The 18,166-nt window shown below is 64.0% G+C and carries 17 protein-coding genes and 1 tRNA gene; 16 read left to right on the top strand and 2 right to left on the bottom strand.

What is annotated here, in order from left to right:
• Positions 1-287: 287 nt before the first annotated feature.
• From KB893_RS12400 to KB893_RS12390, 3 genes are read left to right on the top strand one after another with little or no spacing between them, the layout of a single operon-like run.
• Positions 288-1,445, top strand: a complete 1,158-nt coding sequence (locus tag KB893_RS12400) for an ABC-three component system protein (protein ID WP_213173753.1) — start codon at positions 288-290, stop codon at positions 1,443-1,445.
• On the top strand, positions 1,442-1,969 hold the full coding sequence (locus tag KB893_RS12395; protein ID WP_338026942.1) for a three component ABC system middle component: 528 nt from the start codon (positions 1,442-1,444) through the stop codon (positions 1,967-1,969). Before KB893_RS12400 ends, KB893_RS12395 begins: the two co-directional genes overlap by 4 nt.
• On the top strand, positions 1,969-3,915 hold the full coding sequence (locus KB893_RS12390; RefSeq protein WP_211926802.1) for a DUF3732 domain-containing protein: 1,947 nt from the start codon (positions 1,969-1,971) through the stop codon (positions 3,913-3,915). The genes KB893_RS12395 and KB893_RS12390 overlap by 1 nt, the downstream gene beginning before the upstream one ends.
• Before the next feature lie 67 nt (positions 3,916-3,982).
• Here KB893_RS12390 and KB893_RS12385 read toward each other — a convergent pair whose 3' ends face one another.
• Positions 3,983-4,840 carry a hypothetical protein gene (locus KB893_RS12385; RefSeq protein WP_211926801.1) on the bottom strand — a complete coding sequence of 286 codons (858 nt, stop codon included), beginning with the start codon at positions 4,838-4,840 and terminating at the stop codon, positions 3,983-3,985.
• Here KB893_RS12385 and KB893_RS12380 point away from each other — a divergent pair.
• From KB893_RS12380 to KB893_RS12350, 7 genes are all read left to right on the top strand, one after another.
• Positions 4,832-5,062 (top strand): hypothetical protein, encoded by a 231-nt coding sequence (locus tag KB893_RS12380; protein ID WP_211926800.1) that lies wholly within the window; start codon positions 4,832-4,834, stop codon positions 5,060-5,062. The two genes, KB893_RS12385 and KB893_RS12380, sit on opposite strands and share 9 nt — an antisense overlap.
• A 7-nt stretch (positions 5,063-5,069) precedes the next feature.
• Complete coding sequence (locus tag KB893_RS12375) at positions 5,070-5,660, top strand: hypothetical protein (protein ID WP_211926799.1); 591 nt, start codon at positions 5,070-5,072, stop codon at positions 5,658-5,660.
• Positions 5,661-5,996: 336 nt separating this feature from the next.
• Positions 5,997-6,088: transfer RNA gene (locus tag KB893_RS12370), tRNA-Ile, on the top strand.
• A gap of 125 nt (positions 6,089-6,213) precedes the next feature.
• Positions 6,214-6,600 (top strand): hypothetical protein, encoded by a 387-nt coding sequence (locus tag KB893_RS12365; RefSeq protein ID WP_211926798.1) that lies wholly within the window; start codon positions 6,214-6,216, stop codon positions 6,598-6,600.
• Between the two features lie 57 nt (positions 6,601-6,657).
• On the top strand, positions 6,658-7,953 hold the full coding sequence (locus tag KB893_RS12360; RefSeq protein ID WP_211926797.1) for a TolC family protein: 1,296 nt from the start codon (positions 6,658-6,660) through the stop codon (positions 7,951-7,953).
• Entirely contained in the window at positions 7,950-8,963 is a 1,014-nt protein-coding gene (locus KB893_RS12355; protein WP_246505634.1) for an efflux RND transporter periplasmic adaptor subunit, read from the top strand. Before KB893_RS12360 ends, KB893_RS12355 begins: the two co-directional genes overlap by 4 nt.
• Before the next feature lie 22 nt (positions 8,964-8,985).
• Positions 8,986-12,168 (top strand): efflux RND transporter permease subunit, encoded by a 3,183-nt coding sequence (locus KB893_RS12350; protein WP_211926805.1) that lies wholly within the window; start codon positions 8,986-8,988, stop codon positions 12,166-12,168.
• A 116-nt stretch (positions 12,169-12,284) separates the two neighbouring features.
• Here KB893_RS12350 and KB893_RS12345 read toward each other — a convergent pair whose 3' ends face one another.
• Positions 12,285-12,689, bottom strand: a complete 405-nt coding sequence (locus KB893_RS12345; protein ID WP_036209411.1) for a MerR family transcriptional regulator — start codon at positions 12,687-12,689, stop codon at positions 12,285-12,287.
• An 88-nt stretch (positions 12,690-12,777) separates the two neighbouring features.
• Here KB893_RS12345 and KB893_RS12340 point away from each other — a divergent pair, with 88 nt between their 5' ends.
• The 6 genes from KB893_RS12340 (at position 12,778) to KB893_RS12315 (ending at position 18,090) form a co-directional block, all read left to right on the top strand.
• Positions 12,778-13,404 (top strand): cation diffusion facilitator family transporter, encoded by a 627-nt coding sequence (locus KB893_RS12340; RefSeq protein WP_052101301.1) that lies wholly within the window; start codon positions 12,778-12,780, stop codon positions 13,402-13,404.
• Between the two features lie 24 nt (positions 13,405-13,428).
• Positions 13,429-13,968, top strand: coding sequence for a signal peptidase II (lspA, locus tag KB893_RS12335; protein ID WP_211926804.1), 540 nt, complete (start codon positions 13,429-13,431; stop codon positions 13,966-13,968).
• The gene (locus KB893_RS12330; RefSeq protein ID WP_238978798.1) at positions 13,965-15,908 is read left to right on the top strand and encodes a cytochrome c/FTR1 family iron permease; all 1,944 of its coding nucleotides are present in this window, start codon (positions 13,965-13,967) and stop codon (positions 15,906-15,908) included. The genes lspA and KB893_RS12330 overlap by 4 nt, the downstream gene beginning before the upstream one ends.
• 58 nt (positions 15,909-15,966) lie before the next feature.
• Positions 15,967-16,590 carry a cation efflux transmembrane domain-containing protein gene (locus KB893_RS12325; RefSeq protein ID WP_211926796.1) on the top strand — a complete coding sequence of 208 codons (624 nt, stop codon included), beginning with the start codon at positions 15,967-15,969 and terminating at the stop codon, positions 16,588-16,590.
• A 155-nt stretch (positions 16,591-16,745) separates the two neighbouring features.
• Entirely contained in the window at positions 16,746-17,471 is a 726-nt protein-coding gene (locus KB893_RS12320; protein WP_213173751.1) for a ZIP family metal transporter, read from the top strand.
• Positions 17,472-17,655: 184 nt separating this feature from the next.
• A complete protein-coding gene (locus KB893_RS12315) occupies positions 17,656-18,090 on the top strand; it encodes a CopL family metal-binding regulatory protein (RefSeq protein WP_211927234.1) in 435 nt (144 codons plus the stop codon).
• Positions 18,091-18,166 lie beyond the last annotated feature (76 nt).

The raw sequence follows: 18,166 nt of genomic DNA, 5'->3' as shown, positions 1-18,166 counted from the left end.
TGCTCCTGTGACCACCTCTCCGGCTGCGAGGTCACCTAATTGATGAGCGAGATGGCCTTGGCCGGACGATTCGAGTCGCACGCGGACTGCAGGAGCGTGCTGGCCTGCTCGTATAGTCCGCACGCCTCGGCTTAGCCGGCCGCCACCGGAGGGTCACACACCGCCTCGAACGTGCCCCTTCCGTCATGAAGTGCGCAAATGCCGTTGGCTGGCCTTGGCTCTGGCCGGCTGCTCGCCGGCGGCCGGGACGGTAAGATCGCAGTGGGGAATGAGCGGGGGATATGCCGATGACCACTGTTGCGACTGCCTCGCCATACGCCGCCGCGGGCGCGTATCGGGGTTTTACCCTTCAAGATGTTCGACTAGCGTTTCATCTTATTACCGCCCCCCCTGGATGCTCCGTCTCGATCGAGCACAAGGACGACGTCGCAATTCACTTTGCGGATGGGACCGTTGTCCATGAGCAGGTCAAGAGCGCTCCGAAGTCCGAGCCGCTGCGAGACACGGCGCCCGAATTTTGGAAAGCCCTAGCGAATTGGGGCGAAACAGTGAAGCCGGGCGCATTGACTACGAGCCGCTTCCAACTTTATGTGATGCCGCCGCGCAGTGGCGACATTGCAACGCTGGTTCACGCCGCCCAAACCGATGCGGAAGCTGATGCCGTGATCGAAGCAGCGGATGACCTCCTCAAAGTTGCCGGCAAGACTGTTCGGCGGCAAATCAAACGCTTTCAGAATGTTCCAGTGGAAACGCGGCGCTACGTGATCCGCAACACGACGATACTTAACACCGACGAGAACGAGTACGCCCCTCTCCACAAGCAAATGGGGTCCGACGTCAGCCTCCCTCCCGCTGTTGTCGCGCAAGCCGTCCGTTACCTCGTTGGTTCGGCACAGACAGACGCTCGCGAGTTAATGGATGCCGGCAAACCGGCTATTTTGAGCGGAGACAAATTCAAGAAGGAACTACAGGCGTTTGTTCGGCGCACAAATATGCAGCGCCTACTGCCCAGCGCGACTCGACCCGACCAGGAAGAAATCGATGCCGAATTTGTTGAGCGTCCCCTATTCGTTCGGCAACTGGAATTGGTCAAGGCAACGCGGGATCAGCAGATCTCAGCAGTGGCGGATTTTCTACAGACCTCTGCTTCGAAGGCCACATGGGCCGCGGATGGGCTAGTGCAAGCCAGTAGTCTTGATCGGTGGGACGACACACTTACCTCTGCGCACGGCACCTATCAGATGCGCATAGCAGTGGAGCACGGGGATAAGCCTCCCGAGGACCGAGGGCGCGTCCTGCTGTCGTATTGCTATGCGCACAAGGAAAAGCTCGACGCCGATGACGTCGGACAGGAATTTGTTCGGGGATCATTTCATGGACTCGCCGACCGAAAGCGTGTCGGTTGGCACGATGATTACAAGACCAATTTGGTTGGCGAGGAGTGACGCCCGTGCTAGGTGACGTTCCCGGCCATTTGAGGAGCCAAACAGGTCCAGTGTCCGAAGTCGAGGCGATACAAAGCCCAGCGCTCGGGGCTTACCTGCTTTGGCGAATGGGGGCGTCGTTCCAATCCCATAGCCCGGATGCGCCTCGAATAGACATGCACTTTCTAGTGCTCCCGTTGGTCCTGCACGCTAGGACGTTGACAGTGATTTCATCGACCAATCCTGTGTCGGGTTTGTCGAAGGTCGTACACAAGATGCTCGACACCGAGAGCGAACTAATCGCCGTGAACGCACGGGCGCTGGCCCTTAGAGAGTTGACGCTTGCATCGCTGTCGCTCGGCGTGGCCACCGGATTGCTTGCTGTCGACCATGAGGCGGCACTTGTCTACTCGCTGGACACTAATCGAAAACCAGTGGTTGCCGAAGGTGTGAAGCAGATGGAGCGCGGCGCCGAGCGGCTTGGGCTGTGGTTTGCACAGCTTCCTCAGGAACAGGTGTTTTCAATGCTACGGGTAGCCTACTGATGCTCTTTCAGATCCTAAAGCTCGTCCTATGGCCTCGGCGGGGCGGCGAGCCTCAGGTAGTCGATTTCAAGCCGGGCGTTGTGAACGTGATCAGCGGCGGGTCGAAGACCGGAAAGTCAGCTGTGATCCCGATCATCGACTACTGTCTGGGTGCTGAAAAATGCACCATCCCGGTGGGTGTCATCCGCTCTCAATGCTCCTGGTTCGGGATCGTTGTCGCAACGGACCAGGGACAGAAGCTGTTTGCCCGGCGGGAACCTGGCGATCAGCGGGGAACGGGCGATATGTATGCCATTGAAGCCTCAGAGGTGTCTGTTCCCGGTGCGATTGAGCGGGCGAACACTACCGTCGGGGCAGTAAAGGCACAGCTCGACCGCCTCGCCGGCTTGCCGCAGATGAGCATGGAGCCCGGTCAGGAACGAACATTCAAAAGCCGGCCGAGCTTTCGGGATCTGGCTGCGTTCAACTTCCAGCCACAGAACATCGTTGCCAACCCAGGAGTGCTCTTCTTCAAGGGCGATACGACTGAGCACCGCGAAAAGCTCCGAGCCATTTTCCCGTACGTGCTCGGCGCGGTGAAGGGTCGGACGCTGGCGGCCAAGCAACAGCTGGAGGGCTTGGAGTCCGAGCTGAGGCGCAAGGAACTGGCGCTCAAACGCGAACAACGAGCAGCAGAGGAATGGGTCAGCGAAGCCCAGACCTGGCTCTTAAAGGCGCGTGAGTTCGGCCTCGCGCCGCCGGGCGATCTGCCGATGACCTCGAACGCGCTCATCGATGCCTTGCGGCCTGTATTGGCGCGAGATACCCACTCGCCTCCCTCGTCCGAGCAGACGCAGGACGTGCTTGGCCATGTCGCCGCTCTGCGGGACGAGGAACGAGAACAAGCTCGCGTTGCGATGGGCTATCGACGGCGATTGGCTGACATCGAACGCCTACAAGCCAGTGGAAGCGCTTACGGCACCGGCTTGCAGCTCCAGCGCGAGCGCTTGGACATCGCGGCATGGCTTCGTGAACGCTTCGAAGCAGGATCGCCCGATGCACGACACATCGCGCAACACAATGTCGATAGACTGGACAGGCTATGCGCAGCTCTGCAAGTAATGGACGCAAACGCCGCCTCGTTTCCACTGTTCTCCGAGGCCGTGCAGGCGGAGGTCATCGAGCAACGCGCTGGATTGGAAATGGCGACAGGAAGGCAGCGCGTCGTCCGCGCACAGCTGGCGGAGTTTGAGCGCGCGTCGCAGGAAGCGGCGAACGAGGCGACGAGCTTGCGGGAGACTGACCGTTTCGTAGGACGGTTGGAGCAGGCGTTACGGTTCTACGATCGCGTCGGCGAGGGCTCCGCTCTAGGAGCAGAAGTGGAGGAGCTTCGCGGGCGCGTCCACACGCTGCGCGCAATCGTGCGGGAGCACGACATTGCCGAGAGAATGCAGTCTGCCCTCAACCGCATCCAGAGCTTGACTGACCAAATCGTGCCAAAACTGGACGCGGAGTGGAAAGACGACCCAATTCGCTTGGATCCGTCCGAGCTGACGGTGGTCGTGCACCGCGAGGGACGCCGGGACTTCCTTTGGGAGGTGGGGAGCGGTGCTAACTGGCTGGCCTATCACGTCGCGATGACGTTGGCGCTTCAGCAATTTTTCCTCACTTTCAACCGCCACCCAGTGCCCGGACTTTTGATCTACGACCAGCCTAGCCAAGTCTATTTCCCAAAGCGGGAAGATCTGATCTCTGCTGAAAACGGGGGGCGGAGCGAAGACGTGCGAGCTGTGCGGGACGTCTTCAAGGTTCTCGGTGAGGCAGCTGTCGCGGCGAAGGGGCGTTTGCAGATCATCGTGCTGGATCATGCATTCAAGGATGTTTGGGGCGGCTTGCCTGGCGTGGAGCTGGTTGACGATTGGCGAGAAGAGCGAAAGCTCGTACCTCCAGGGTGGCTGGAAGACTGAGACGGCACGCCATTATCCGCATATCGGACCGCGGTCGCGTGTTCCCCGTAGCTGCAGTACTTCGGGCTTATTCGCCCTCTTCGAAGTGCTTGGGCGTGTAGCGCTCGGCGGGTGTCCGCCAAGCCCGGAAATGCGGCATCGGGTCAGTTGGGCCAATCAGTTCCCGCGCCAGCGCCAGACGTGCCAATAGCGGGGCACGTTCGGATGCCGGCAGGCCGGCGATGTCCTTTTCCAGACGCTCAAGGAATTCCGATCGCGCCTTGATTTCGGCCCAATGGTGGATGAGGGCGTCCAGCTGGTCTTGGCTTTGCCTGGTGGATTCCTCGATGCGTCGCCTGTCCTCCCGGATCGCGCGCTGCCGCTGTTCGACTTCGTACTGTCGGCGTTCGCACTCCAGCTGTGCGTCCCCCTGGGCGACCAAAGCAGGCATTTTAGCCCCGAAGGCTTGGATGCCGGCGACGATATCGGGCAGGCGCGCGAGCAGTCGAGACTTCCCACTTTCCTGCCAGTGTTCGGCCAGTTCGACGCGGCAGTGCGGCGCATAGGCCACCAGGCGCAGTTTGCCGGTTGGGCAGTCCCGGGTGATCGTCCATGTATCGGTTGCATGGCGGGAGCGACCCTTCGGAGCGATGTAGTCGATGTCGCGCACGTAGGTGCTGTTGCCGACATAGCGCAGCAAGGTAGGCACGGCTACTTCGACGAGTGCCAAGCCCACCATTTGTCCGTCGATATGGACCACGGTCAAGCGCTTGGGCGCCCAAGATCTGTCGTTCGGGTCGTGCTCCTTCTGCTGGATAGGCTGCTCTCCGGTCCCGAACGCAAGCCGGCGGGCCGGCCCGTAGTAGCGGTCGATCAGGCTGACACGGTGTCCATTGGCTTCAAGCGCCAGGAACAACGCATTGGCAAAGGTCAGTGCATGCTCCAAGCCTGTTTGACCGGCCTCACATCCACCGTGGAGCCGGGTACCGCAGACCTGGATGTGCTCGAAGCGGTGGTGGTGCAACTGGAAACGCGTCTGCAGCGGGCGCGCCGCTCTTTGCCGCCGGCGAAGAAGGCGCGGCTGATCAAATTGATGTTCCTGTACTTTCGGGACAAGCCGGAGATCGATTCGGAACACGTGTCCGAGATGTTGGCATTGACGGCATAGGTGATTCGTGTCGGACGAGTTGGAACCGAAGGTCGTGCGCCTGCCCGTACCTTCCAGAGAGTCACGGCCTGAACCTCCTGTAGCACCGGACGCTATCCGGCAGCAGCGCCTGCGGGATGAAATCGAGGCGATGCTGGAGAGCAGCCTCACGGACGGAGAGGAAAAACTGCCATCCTCACCGCCGGAACCGGAGTGGCTGCCCGTCGTTCACAGCGAACCGGTGACACCACCCACACCAGTTCCGGACACGCCTCCATCGAGCCACCGCAATGCGATCGAGTGCCCACAGTGTGATCGCTGGACATGGCGTGCCACGGAGACGTGCCGTTGGTGCGGCTATCACTTGTTTGCCCACTACGAGCGGGTGGAGCAGGAGCGCCGCGACCACCACGCCGCCTATCTTCGCGAGCGAAGTGAGCGGATGCGTCAGCGGATGGCGATGTGGGCGTTGGGAAGCTTCATCGCCGGTTTCGTGCTGATTGGCAACAGCGACCGGTTGCCGGAATCGCTGCACCAAGAGGGCATCGGCCTTGGCTTTTTGTTGTTGATCGGCGGTGGATTGGTCCTCAAGAGCATGTCGGACAGTCGGCCTTCGTGACGGCTGGCCACGAGACCGAGCCGCGACTCAGCGGAGGCGACGTCCGACCTCGTCGACGACCACCTCACCGTTTTCCTTATGGCCGACGCGTTAAGGCGTCGGGCTTCGAGCGGATGAAGATGTTTAGCGCGGCAACTATCCTGAAGGCTGGGTCCACTCTCCCGTCGCGGCAGAGTGGTGCTGCCACGCCATGAGCAAGCCGCCACGTGGATCTAAGTGCGAGAGGGGGTGGCAGGCAAAACTCGCACCCGGCGCAACCAGGATCGATATAAGCTTGGCCCATGTGCGTACCCCCGATCGACCATCGAATACCGGCGTGATCCGAGCCCAGATCACGCCCCCGTAGCTCAATGGGTAGAGCAGCGGATTTATATCCCGTAGCGCCAGATAAGCGGCAAGTGTCGGTTCGAGCCCGACCGGGGGCACCACCACCTTAACTTTGGGGTTGTTGCGTAGCGTCGGTTCCCAAGCTGGCGGCATCCCGCCGCGACCGCTGGCCCCGAGGCACAGTGAGATTGTGTAACCCCATGATCCACAGGTACCCTGCGCGGCCATGATCCGCCTGCGTCCCCGCTGCTGGTTGCCGCTCCTGCGCGTTCTCGTGCTGGGGCTTTTTTCGCTGGGGCTGGTGGTGCAACCCGTGATGGCGGCCGCCGGCGAGATGCATGAACTCGCGCACGATCCCTCGGGCATGCATGACCATCGGCTGCATGCAGAGGATGTGGAGGCCGAGCTGGCCGCGACCGGCGAACAGGACGGGGCCAGGACCCTGCATGTATTGCTGCGTTTCGCCCACTGCTGCGGCGCGACGGCCGCCCTGCTGACCGTACTGAAACCGGTCCCGGCCAAGCCGGCACCCGATCGTCTGGCGATCGCGAAGACCGCGATTCCGCCCCCGGCGCGTCTGGCCACACCGTTCAAGCCTCCGATTTTCGGGTGACCGCCCCGCCGGCAATGACGCCGGCTCTCCGTCACCCGAACACTCTGGAGCATCCCCATGCGTTTGCGACTCGCGGCCGCCGCCGCGTGCGTCGTCGCGTTTGCCGTGGCCTGGCCCGTGCACGCCGCCGACCCTTTGACCCTGGATGACGCATTTGCCCGCGTCGCTGAAACCCATCCTGATCTGCGCATGTTCGCCGCCCGCCGCGACGTGCTGGCAGCCGAACTCGATCGCGCCTCATTGACGCCGGCGCTGGTGGCCGGCGCCGAGGTCGAGAACGCCTTCGGCACCGGCGAGGCCAGCGGAGTCGATGGCGCCGAACTCACGCTGAGCCTGGCCTCGGTGCTCGAACGCGGCGGCAAGCTCGATGCGCGCCGCACGTTGGCGCAGAGCCGCATCGATGCGCTGGCGGTCGAACGCGAAGCGCAGCGACTGGACCTGCTGGCCGAAACCGCTCGTCGCTATCTGGCGGTGGTGGCCGCCCAGCGCCATGCCGGCGTTGCCCGCCTGGACATCGAACAGCGCGAGCGCACGGTCGCCGCCGCCCGTGCCCGCCACCAAGCCGGTGCCTCGCCCGAATCGGTGGTGCTGACCGCACAAGCGGCACTGGCACGAGCCGAACTCGACCTGGCACGCGCGCAACAGCGTGAAACGGCCGCACGCCAGCATCTGGCGGCGCTCTGGGGCGAGCGCGCACCGGCCTTCGAGATCGCCGGCACCAATCCGCTGGCATTGCCGGCATTGGTCGAGTTCACGGTCCTGGCCGATTGGCTGAAACGCACCCCCGAGTTGGCCCGCTTCGCCGGCCAAGCGCGCATTCGCGAGGCCCGCCTGCAGTTGGCGCGCAGCGAGGCGAGCGCCGACCTCGACTGGCAGGTGGGCGTGAGGGCGCTGTCGGGCGGGGAAGACTTCGGCTTGGTCGGGAGTGTATCGCTCCCGCTGGGCGCAGCGAGCCGTGCACAGCCGGGCATCCGCGCCGCACGCGCTGAACTGGCGGCACTCGAGATCGAGCGCGAGGCCGCCGGACTGGCGCTGTACTCGACCTTGGCCGAGGCTCATGGCCGCTACCGGGTAGCGCAGCTGGAAGTGGCCCGGCTGCAGTCGGACGTGTTGCCGCGCCTGGACCGGGCCGAAGCCGCCGCCGAGCGCGCTTACCGCGCGGGTGCGGCCAGCTACCTGGAGTGGGCGACGCTGCAGGCCGACACCACCGAAGCGCGTCGACAGCAGTTGCAGGCGGCGCTGGACGCCCAGCGCGCCCTGATCGAGATCCAGCGGCTCACCGGCCAAGTATTCATTGACAGGCCTGCCGTCGCCGGCGGTCAGCCGCAAACTGAAGAAGGAGTGGCACCTTGAACACGATCACGCGTCTGAGCGCCGCCTTTGCCCTCGCTCTCGCCCTTGCCCTGGCAGCTTGCGGGGGCCAGCCGGCCTCCGAACAGGGCCACGCCGACGAACACGCGGCTGCTGGCGATCACGCGGAAGAGGCCGGCGGGCATTCCGAAGAAGAAAGACATGCCGACGGGGGCGGCGAACACACCGACGAGCAGCCGTCGACCACGATCCCCGCGGACGTCGCCGAACGCGCCGGCATCGAAGTGCAGCCGGTCGGCCCGGGCACCATTGCCGACGAGCACGAGGTGCAAGGGCTGCTGACCCCGATCGAGGGCCGCGTCGCCCAGGTCACGGCGCGCTTCCCCGGCCCGATCCACGCCCTGCGTGCGAACGTCGGCGACACCGTCCGAGCCGGGCAGCCGCTGGCGACGATCGAAAGCAACCTGAGCCTGAGCAACTACACCGTCAGCTCTCCGATCGACGGCGTGGTCACCGCGCGCAACGCCTCGCTCGGTGGTCTGGCCGACGAAGGCGCACCGCTGTTCGAGATCGCCGACCTGTCCAGGCTGTGGGTCGACCTGCACATCTTCGGCGCCGACGCCCAGCACATCCGGGCGGGCGTGCCGGTCACGGTCACCCGCATGAGCGACGGCAAGACGGTCGAAACCGTGCTCGAACGCGTGCTGCCGGGCATGGCGACGGCCAGCCAGAGCACGGTGGCCCGGGCAACGATCGACAACGCCGATGGCCTTTGGCGGCCCGGCTCGGCGGTCAAGGCGCGGATCACGGTCGAACAGCAACCCGTCGAACTGATGGTGCCGCTGTCGGCGCTGCAGACCATGAACGGTGAGGAGGTGGTGTTCGTCCGAGTTGGCGAGGCGTATCAGGCGCAACCGGTCGAGGTTGGCCAACGCGACGGCCAACGCGTGGAAATCCTGTCGGGCCTCAACGAGGGCGACCAGGTCGTGGTCGAGGAGAGCTACCTGATCAAGGCCGACATCGAAAAGGAAGGGGCTTCGCATGAGCACTGAGCCCCGTTTGAGCGAGGGCGGTCTGCTGGAAAAGATCGTCCGTTTCGGCATCCACCATCGCTGGCTGATGATGGTGGCGACCTTGGCATTGATCGGCGTGGGCATCTGGAGCTTCACCAAGCTGCCGATCGACGCCACGCCCGACATCACCAACGTCCAGGTGCAGATCAACACCGAGGCACCGGGCTACTCGCCGCTGGAGTCCGAGCAGCGCGTCACCTATCCGATCGAGACCGCCCTGGCCGGCCTGCCGCAACTGGACTACACCCGTTCACTGTCCCGCTACGGGCTGTCGCAGGTCACCGTGGTGTTCGAGGACGGCACCGACCTGTACTTCGCGCGCCAGCAGGTGGCCCAGCGACTGCAGCAGATCCAGTCGCAGATTCCCGAAGGGCTGGAGCCGCAGATGGGGCCGATCTCGACCGGTCTGGGCGAGATCTTCATGTACACGGTCGACGCGGCGCCAGAGGCACGCAAAGCCGATGGCACGCCGTGGACCGCGACCGACCTGCGCACCCTGCAGGACTGGGTGATCCGGCCGCAGATGCGCAACACGCCCGGAGTGACCGAGGTCAACACCATGGGTGGCTACGAGCGGCAGATCCATATCACCCCGGATCCGTCCAAGCTGGTCGCGCTCGGGTTCACCTTGCAGGACATCGTCGATGCTGTGGCCGCCAACAACCAGAACATGGGCGCGGGCTACATCGAGCGCAATGGCCAGCAGTACCTGGTGCGCGTGCCCGGCCAAGTGGGTGGACTCGACGAAATCCGCAACATCGTGCTTGATCGGCGCAACGGCCTGCCGATCCGCGTAAGCGATGTGGCGCAGGTCGGCGAAGGGCCAGAGCTACGTACCGGTGCGGCGACCCAGAACGGCGAGGAAGTCGTGCTGGGCACGGTCGCGATGCTGGTGGGCGCCAACAGCCGCGAAGTCGCGCAATCCGCCGCCGCCAAGCTGGAAGACGCCAACGCCAGCCTGCCGGCGGGGGTCGATGCCACGGCGGTGTACGACCGCACCGAGCTGGTCGACCGCACCATGAAGACGATCTCGAAGAACCTGGTCGAGGGCGCGCTGCTGGTGATCGTGGTGCTGTTCCTGCTGCTCGGCAATTTCCGCGCGGCGCTGATCACCGCCGCGGTGATCCCGCTGGCGATGCTGTTCACCATCATCGGCATGGTCAAGGGCGGTGTGTCGGGCAACCTGATGAGCCTGGGCGCGCTCGATTTCGGCCTGATCGTCGATGGCGCCGTCATCATTATCGAGAATTGCCTGCGCCGCTTTGGCGAGATGCAGCACCGGCTCGGCCGGGTCATGACCGATGACGAGCGCAAGGATCTGACCGCCACCGCCACGGTCGAGGTGATCCGGCCCAGCCTGTTCGGCTTGTTCATCATCGCCGCGGTGTACCTACCGATCTTTGCGTTGACGGGCATCGAGGGAAAGATGTTCCACCCGATGGCGATCACCGTGGTGCTGGCGCTGACCGGCGCGATGGTGCTGTCGTTGACCTTCGTCCCGGCGTCGGTTGCTCTGCTTCTCGGCGGCAAGGTCGAGGAAAAGGAAAACCGGGTGATGCTGTGGACCAAGCGCCGCTATGCGCCCGCGCTGGCGTGGTCGCTGCGGCACCGCCGGTGGGTACTCGGCGGTGCGCTGGCGCTGGTCGTGGTCAGCGGCCTGCTGGCGACGCGGCTGGGCAGCGAGTTCATCCCCAGCCTGGACGAAGGCGATATCGCCATGCACGCGATGCGCATCCCCGGCACCGGCATCGAACAGGCGGTGAAGATGCAGATCGCGGTGGAGGAGCGCGTGATGCAGATCCCCGAGGTCGAGCGGGTGTTCAGCAAAATCGGCACCGCCGAAGTCGCCACCGACCCGATGCCGCCGAACGTGGCCGATACGTTCCTGATGATGAAACCACGGGATGCCTGGCCGGATCCGCGCAAGCCCAAAGAGGTGCTGATCGCGGAGATCGAGGAAGCGGTGTCGACGATCCCCGGCAACAACTACGAGTTCACCCAACCGATCGAGATGCGCTTCAACGAACTGATTTCCGGCGTGCGCGCGGATGTGGCGATCAAGGTGTTCGGCGATGACCTGGATACGCTGGTGGAGGTGGCCGAGCAGATCGAGGCAGTGACCAAGCAGGTCAGCGGCGCCGCCGACGTCAAAACCGAGCAGGCCACCGGCCTGCCACTGCTGACGGTGGTGCCGGATCGGGAAGCACTGGCGCGCTACGGGTTGAACCCGAGCGTGGTGCAGCAGACCGTCGCCACCGCCGTGGGCGGACAGGTCGCCAGCGAGCTGTACGACGGCGATCGTCGCTTCGATATCGTGGTGCGATTGCCCGAACAGATGCGGGCAGATCCGACGGCGCTGGAAGACCTGCCCATTCCCCTGGGCGGCAATATCAACGCCGACGAATCCAGCCGCGATCCCGCATGGTCGGACGACACTCCGCAGACCATTCCGTTGCGCGAGGTGGCGACGATCGAGAAGATACTGGGTCCGAACCAGATCAACCGCGAGAACGGCAAGCGCCGCGTGGTGGTCACCGCCAACGTGCGCGACCGCGATCTGGGCAGCTTCGTGGCCGAGCTGCAGCAACGCGTCGAGCAGCAGGTCGACATTCCGGAAGGCTACTGGGTCGACTACGGCGGCACGTTCGAGCAGTTGATCTCGGCCAGCCGCCGACTGGCGGTTGTGGTGCCGGTGACCCTGGTGCTCATCTTCGGCCTGCTGTTCATGGCGTTCGGCTCAGCCAAGGACGCGGCGATCGTGTTCAGCGGGGTGCCGCTGGCGCTGACCGGCGGCGTGTTCGCACTGGCCCTGCGCGGGATTCCGTTATCGATCACCGCCGGCGTCGGCTTCATCGCACTGTCCGGCGTGGCGGTACTCAACGGCCTGGTCATGATCGCCTTCATCCGCAAGCTGCGCGAACAGGGCGACCGGCTGGAGGATGCCATCGTCGACGGCGCGCTCGGGCGCCTGCGCCCCGTGTTGATGACCGCGCTGGTGGCTTCGCTGGGCTTCCTGCCGATGGCGTTCAACGTCGGCACGGGCTCGGAGGTACAGCGGCCGCTCGCAACGGTGGTGATCGGCGGCATCGTGTCCTCGACCCTGCTCACGCTGCTGGTGCTGCCCGCGCTTTACCGTTGGCTGCACCGTGACAGTGAGAACGGCCAGAAGGTGCTGAGCGGTTGAACCCCTATCGTCTCATGTGCAGCGGTGGATCATTGCCGCGCCCTGGAACGGGCGCGGCAATCACACGGGTCGATGATCGTGCTGGAGGGGTTGTGTTCGAACACCGGTTACCCAGATCAGGGATGGCTGGCAGGGGCATGGCGCAACGTCTCCAAGATGGTGCATTGACCGCATTCTCCTCCGTCGCAGCTGTGGATCACGCGCTCCAGTTCCGATGCCATCCGCTGCAGGTCATCGAGCCGGGTCCGAATGTCTTTCAGATGACCCCGCGCCAGCTGGTCGACCTCTTGGCAGGACAGCGCTTCATTCTCGGCCAGACGCAGCAGACTGCGGATTTCCGGGAGCGAGAAGCCCAAGTCGCGACCGCGACTGACGAACCGCAACCGGTCGACATCCGCCGGCCGGTAGTCGCGGTAGCCACCGGACGTGCGCGGGGGCGCGGGCAGCAGCCCGATCCGCTCGTAATAACGCACAGTTTCCAGATGACAACCACTCGCGGCGGCGGCCTCCCCGATCTTCATGGCTTGACCCTGTAGTGGCTACAGGCTTTAGCATGCGATGTTGCCCCCTTGGCCGCAAATCGCTGCGGTCAATCAACCGAGAATGAACATGAGTGACTGTGGCTGCCATCCCGAAGCCGAGAACCCGAAACAGCGGCGTGTTCTCTGGATTGCATTGGCCCTCAATGCCGCGATGGCGTTGATCGGCGGAATCGCCGGATGGATGGCCCAGTCGACTGGATTGCTAGCCGACGCGTTGGACATGCTGTCGGACGCCAGCGCCTACGCCATTGGCCTCATTGCGATCGGACGCAGCGCGAGGTTCAAGGCCAACGCCGCCTATGGCAGTGGCGGCGTGCTGTTGCTGCTGGGACTGGGCGTGCTGGTGGAGGTTGGACGTCGGGCGATCTTCGGCAGTGAGCCGGCGAGCGGTTGGATGATCGGCGTGGCGCTGCTGTCCTTGGTGGTCAACATGACCGTATTGCGCATGTTGAGTCCGCTACGTTCTGGCGGTGTGCATTTGCGCGCAAGCTGGATCTTCACCCGTGCCGATGTGGTGGCCAACGTCGGCGTCGTCCTCTCCGGCGTCCTGGTCGCAGTCACGAACACGCGCTATCCGGACCTGATCATTGGCACGTTGATCGGCCTGTACGTGATCCGCGAGGCATTTGAAATCCTGTCGGAAGCTCGTCAGGCCAAGCGCAAAGCACACGGGTCTGATACGGCCGGGCCATAAGGCTCACACCTGATGAAGAAGACACTGCTCCGCAATCCCAATCCAAAAGCACTTGCTTGGCTGCTCGCATCACTCCTCGTGATCGTGGCGGACCAGCTGAGCAAATACTGGGTATTGACTTCGCTCCCCGAGTTCACAGCTGTCCCTGTCGTCGAGGGCTGGTGGAACTGGTATCGCAGCTACAACACCGGTGCAGCTTTCAGCCTTCTCAGTGATGCAGGCGGCTGGCAACAACCTCTACTCGTCAGTTTGGCATTGTGCATCACGGGGTTGCTCGGCTATTGGTTGAGCAAGACGCCAACAGACGACTGGAAAACTGCACTTCCTTACGCCTTGGTGATCGGAGGCGCACTAAGCAACGTCATCGATCGCTTGCTGCGAGGCCATGTGGTCGACTTCATCCAGTGGTACTGGCGCGACCATTATTGGCCGGTGTTCAATCTGAGCGATATGGCTATCGTCGCCGGCGCGAGCGGCATGTTCCTCGTCGGGTTGCTCGCCTCGCCGCGTGATCAACACCATCGCGCTGCACAGAGCCGTAGTTCTGAGACTCACATCCGATGATGAAGAAGCAGTTTCATGCACTCCGAAGCGGCGCGCATTTGCAGTGGCTCCTCGCCACCCTTTTGGTGCTTGCTTCCGTACCAGTCGCTTATGCGCAGTCGCCCGGACAGGAGGCGGCCGTGGTCTGGCGCCTGCTCGATTACATCGCCGTCGATTACGCAAGCGCCGTGCAGGGTGGCAAGGTGATCAGCCCTGCCGAATACGCGGAGATGCAGGAATTTTCCGCCACGGCCAGCGAGAAGATCGCGGCGCTACCTGCGAATGCCCAAAAACCCGAGCTACGCGAGGACGCTGCGCAGTTGACCGGACTGGTCGAAGCCCATGCTCCGCCTGACGAGGTCGCCCGTCAGGCGCGCTCCTTGGCAACGGCTCTCGTTGCGGCGTATCCCGTCCCGCTCGCGCCCTCGCAGCCGCCGGACGTGGATCGCGGGGCCGCGCTGTATCAGCAGATGTGCACGGCGTGCCACGGAGTGGCCGGCGCGGGCGATGGTCCGGCCGCCGCTGGAATGGAACCGCCGCCGATCGATTTCACCGATGAGGCGCGTGCGCGAGAACGCAGTCTGTTCGGGCTTTATCAGGTCATCACGCAGGGCCTGGAAGGCACGGCGATGACCAGCTACGCGCATCTGTCCGATCAGGATCGCTGGGCGCTCGCCTTCCATGTAGGGCAGTTCGCGTACGCGGCCGAGGAGACGTCCGAACCACCGAAAGGCGCCGAAAACCCGCTTGCCACGCTGCAAGAACTGGTGCAGATCACGCCCGCAACGCTGGCGAATGAAGTGGGTGAGCAACAGGCGCGTGCGATCACCGCCTTTCTGCGGCGCCACCCTGCGGCTTCCGTGCCGGCCACGGGCTCGCAGTTGTCGCTCGCGCACACTCGCCTCGCGAATGCCGTGGCGGCGTACGGCCGAGGCGACCAAACGGCCGCCAAGTCGGCTGCGCTGTCGGCGTATCTGGATGGTTTTGAGCCCGTCGAACCGCAACTGGCGACCCGGGCGCCGGACCTCATGCGTGACATCGAGCAGAGCATGCTGAGTCTGCGTGCCAGCATCGACCAACAAGCCGGACTTGAAGAAGTGAAGCAACGTGCAGTCACGGCCGCCTCGCTGCTCGACAAGGCGGAAACGGTACTGTCGAGCACAGCCGACAATGCCGGCTGGGCCGGTTTCGTGGGCGCCTTGACGATCCTCGTACGCGAAGGCCTGGAGGCGTTGCTGATCGTGATCGCAATCGTGGCGTTCCTGCGCAAGGCGGAACGACCAGACGTGCTGCCCTACGTCCACGCCGGCTGGGTGGGTGCCTTGCTGGCTGGCGCCGGAACCTGGGCTCTGGCCACGTACGTGGTCAGCATCAGCGGTGCACAACGTGAGGTCGTCGAGGGATTCTCGGCACTGTTCGCCGCAGTTGTTTTGGTGAGCGTGGGGCTTTGGCTGCATCAAAAGAGCTATGCCGGTCTCTGGCAGCAATATCTACAGCAGAAGCTGTCGCGCGTATTGTCCGGCAAGTCGGCCTGGTTCCTGCTGGTCCTGAGCTTCGTCGCGGTGTACCGGGAAGTCTTCGAGACAATCCTGTTCTACTCGGCGATGTGGCACGGCGGTGGCGACAACAGCATGATTCTGGCCGGCTTTGCCGTGGGTGTAGTGATTCTTGTGGTCGTCGCGGTGACCATGTTGCAGTTCTCGCGGAAGCTGCCGATCGGGCGGTTCTTCTTCTGGAGTTCATTGCTGATGGCGATCCTCGCGGTCGTACTGACCGGCAAGGGCGTAGCCGCATTGCAGGAGGCCGGATGGCTGAGTGTGGCGCCGATCTCTTTCCCGAGGATCGACTGGCTTGGTGTGCATCCGTCGCTGCAGGTGGTTCTTGCGCAAGCGGCCGCGCTGCTCCTCCTGATAGCCGGGTTGATCTACAACCGCCGAACTGCCGCCGCGGCAGAGCGCTAACCCTTCACCTTGGCACCGCGACACCGAGTCTAGTCAGAAAGTCCTGGAGGGCTGACCCATGGGCGATTCATGCTGCAGCGGCACTGTCGATATCCGCGCCATGGAGGCGCGGCAGCGGCGGGTGCTGATGATCGTGCTGGCGATCAACATCGCCACGTTCGTGATGATGCTTTCGGCGGCCATCTACAGCGGATCGTCGTCGCTGCTATCGGGCAGCCTCGACAACCTGGGCGATGCACTCACCTACCTGTTGAGCATCGCTGTGATCGGCGCCAGCACACGGGCCAAGGCCAAAGTCGCGCTGCTCAAGGGATTGCTCATCCTTGGGGCCGCAATGGCGGTGGCGGTCCAAGTCGGCTGGCGTCTCGCGCATCCGGAGGTGCCGATCTTCGAAGCCATCGGCATCGCCGCGCTGCTCAACCTAGCGTTCAATGGTATCTGCCTATGGTTGTTGACTCCGTATCGCCATGGAGATGTGAACATGGCCTCGGCATGGGAGTGTTCGCGCAACGATGTGTTCGAAGGCTTCGCGGTTCTGCTGGCAGCCGTGGGCGTCTGGCTGTTCGACGCTGGCTGGCCTGATCTGCTCATCGCCGCGGCGTTGCTGGTGATGTTCCTGCGTTCTGCTTGGCGGGTGCTTAGCAATGCCTGGGCAGAGCTGCGCGTGGGCGAACAGGCGTGATCCCAGGGCTCAGGTCACGGGCCTTTACGTTGCAGCAGCACGGGCTTGTTTTGTGCTTGTCGATGCGACTGCCCAAGAGGCTCCGCCTCACGTCGCCTGTATCTCTGGGCCGCTAACCTTCGCGCCCCTAGCGCAGGAGACAGGCGGTAGCTGTGATGGACGAACTCCTTCCGATCCTCGGCTTGGCACTGCTCCCGGCCGCCGGCAATTTCGCCGGCGGTGTGCTGGCGGAGATCTGGCGACCCTCAGCTCGGATCCTGAGCCTCGCGTTGCATGCCGCCGTCGGCATCATGCTCGCCATCGTCGCGACCGAGCTATTGCCGGAAGCCAGCGCGGTCCTGTCAGGGTGGGCGGTAGGAACGGCGTTCGTACTGGGCGGCGTGCTGTACTTGGCGATAGACGCCGGCGCCCAGCGATTGGCGGGCGCAAATCGCGGCGGGAAGCGCATGTGGCTGATCTACGCGGCCGTAGCGATCGATCTGCTGAGCGACGGATTGATGATCGGCTCCGGCGGTGCAGTCGCCACCGCGCTCGCGCTGAAGTTGGCGGCAGGGCAGGTGCTGGCGGACGTGCCCGAAGGCTATGCCGCTGCAGCCTCGTTCCGGGCGAATGACGCATCGCGCGGCAAGCGACTGCTGATGATGGCGTCGTTCGCCGTTCCGGTGCTACTGGCCGCCACGTTTGCGCACCTGGTGCTCAAGGATGCGAGCGACCTATGGAAATTCGGCGCTCTCGCGGCCATCGCGGGACTTTTGTCCTTGGCCGCGATAGAAGACCTGCTCGGTGAGGCCCACGAGCACGGTGGCGACACCAAGGCCGCCGCCATGGCGTTCGTGGGTGGCTTCGCGCTATTCGTGTTTGTGTCCGCCGGTCTTGAGTAGTGCGTTGGTCCAGCCATTAGCGACTGGCCCAAGACCCAGACACTATGTGGCCACGGCGGAATGCGGCTTCATCGCAACGGCTGCCCGACCTGCTCATCGCCGCGGCGCTCGGCCGGCAACCCGTGACTCTGGAGCTAGCTCCAGACGATCACCGGTGCTTTACGTGTGTGGGTAAACTAGATTCATGTCGATCCGCTCTGTGCTGCTGCGGCTGTTGCTCGCTCTCGTCCTGGTGCTGGACGGGACCGCGACGGCTATGGCGGCAGTGCACATGAGCCATGTCGACAAGCCTGCAGCCGCGTCGCAGGTGGCATCCACCGCGAACGCTGGTGCGGAGGGCGAGATGCCGTGTCACGACGCCGGTCAGGCGAAGGTCGCGACGACTGCACATCCCGGTTCCGGCGGACACCTGCACGCCTCTCCCGGCCCGGGCACCCCATCGCCGGATTGCTGCGAGTCAGGCGTCTGCAGTTGCGCGTGCATGCACCCGGTCCATGCAACCGCCGCAACAGAGGTCGTGAGCCTCGCGTCGATCGAGCACGGCGACAGCGTGCGACCGATGTTCTCGGTGCACGCTTCGCCTGCGCTGCCTCATCTGATCCGACCGCCGATCGTCTAAGCGTCTCCTGGCGCCGCAACGGCGCTCCTTGGCCCGCCCGTACGCCGGGTCGGCCAGCTCGTCGCCTGCCTGTCAG

It is taken from the genome of Coralloluteibacterium stylophorae (assembly GCF_018122625.2).
Lineage (GTDB): Bacteria > Pseudomonadota > Gammaproteobacteria > Xanthomonadales > Xanthomonadaceae > Coralloluteibacterium > Coralloluteibacterium stylophorae.
This window is presented reverse-complemented; position numbering and strand designations above follow the sequence as displayed.

Bases quoted from the DNA above. Each gene is read 5' to 3' on its own strand.
- KB893_RS12320 (WP_213173751.1), top strand. From the start codon at position 16,746: ATGGACGAACTCCTTCCGATCCTCGGCTTGGCACTGCTCCCGGCCGCC.
- KB893_RS12340 (WP_052101301.1), top strand. From the start codon at position 12,778: ATGAGTGACTGTGGCTGCCATCCCGAAGCCGAGAACCCGAAACAGCGG.
- KB893_RS12380 (WP_211926800.1), top strand. From the start codon at position 4,832: ATGCTCCAAGCCTGTTTGACCGGCCTCACATCCACCGTGGAGCCGGGT.
- KB893_RS12365 (WP_211926798.1), top strand. From the start codon at position 6,214: ATGATCCGCCTGCGTCCCCGCTGCTGGTTGCCGCTCCTGCGCGTTCTC.
- KB893_RS12330 (WP_238978798.1), top strand. From the start codon at position 13,965: ATGATGAAGAAGCAGTTTCATGCACTCCGAAGCGGCGCGCATTTGCAG.
- KB893_RS12390 (WP_211926802.1), top strand. From the start codon at position 1,969: ATGCTCTTTCAGATCCTAAAGCTCGTCCTATGGCCTCGGCGGGGCGGC.
- KB893_RS12325 (WP_211926796.1), top strand. From the start codon at position 15,967: ATGGGCGATTCATGCTGCAGCGGCACTGTCGATATCCGCGCCATGGAG.
- KB893_RS12315 (WP_211927234.1), top strand. From the start codon at position 17,656: ATGTCGATCCGCTCTGTGCTGCTGCGGCTGTTGCTCGCTCTCGTCCTG.
- KB893_RS12400 (WP_213173753.1), top strand. From the start codon at position 288: ATGACCACTGTTGCGACTGCCTCGCCATACGCCGCCGCGGGCGCGTAT.
- KB893_RS12360 (WP_211926797.1), top strand. From the start codon at position 6,658: ATGCGTTTGCGACTCGCGGCCGCCGCCGCGTGCGTCGTCGCGTTTGCC.
- KB893_RS12345 (WP_036209411.1), bottom strand. From the start codon at position 12,689: ATGAAGATCGGGGAGGCCGCCGCCGCGAGTGGTTGTCATCTGGAAACT.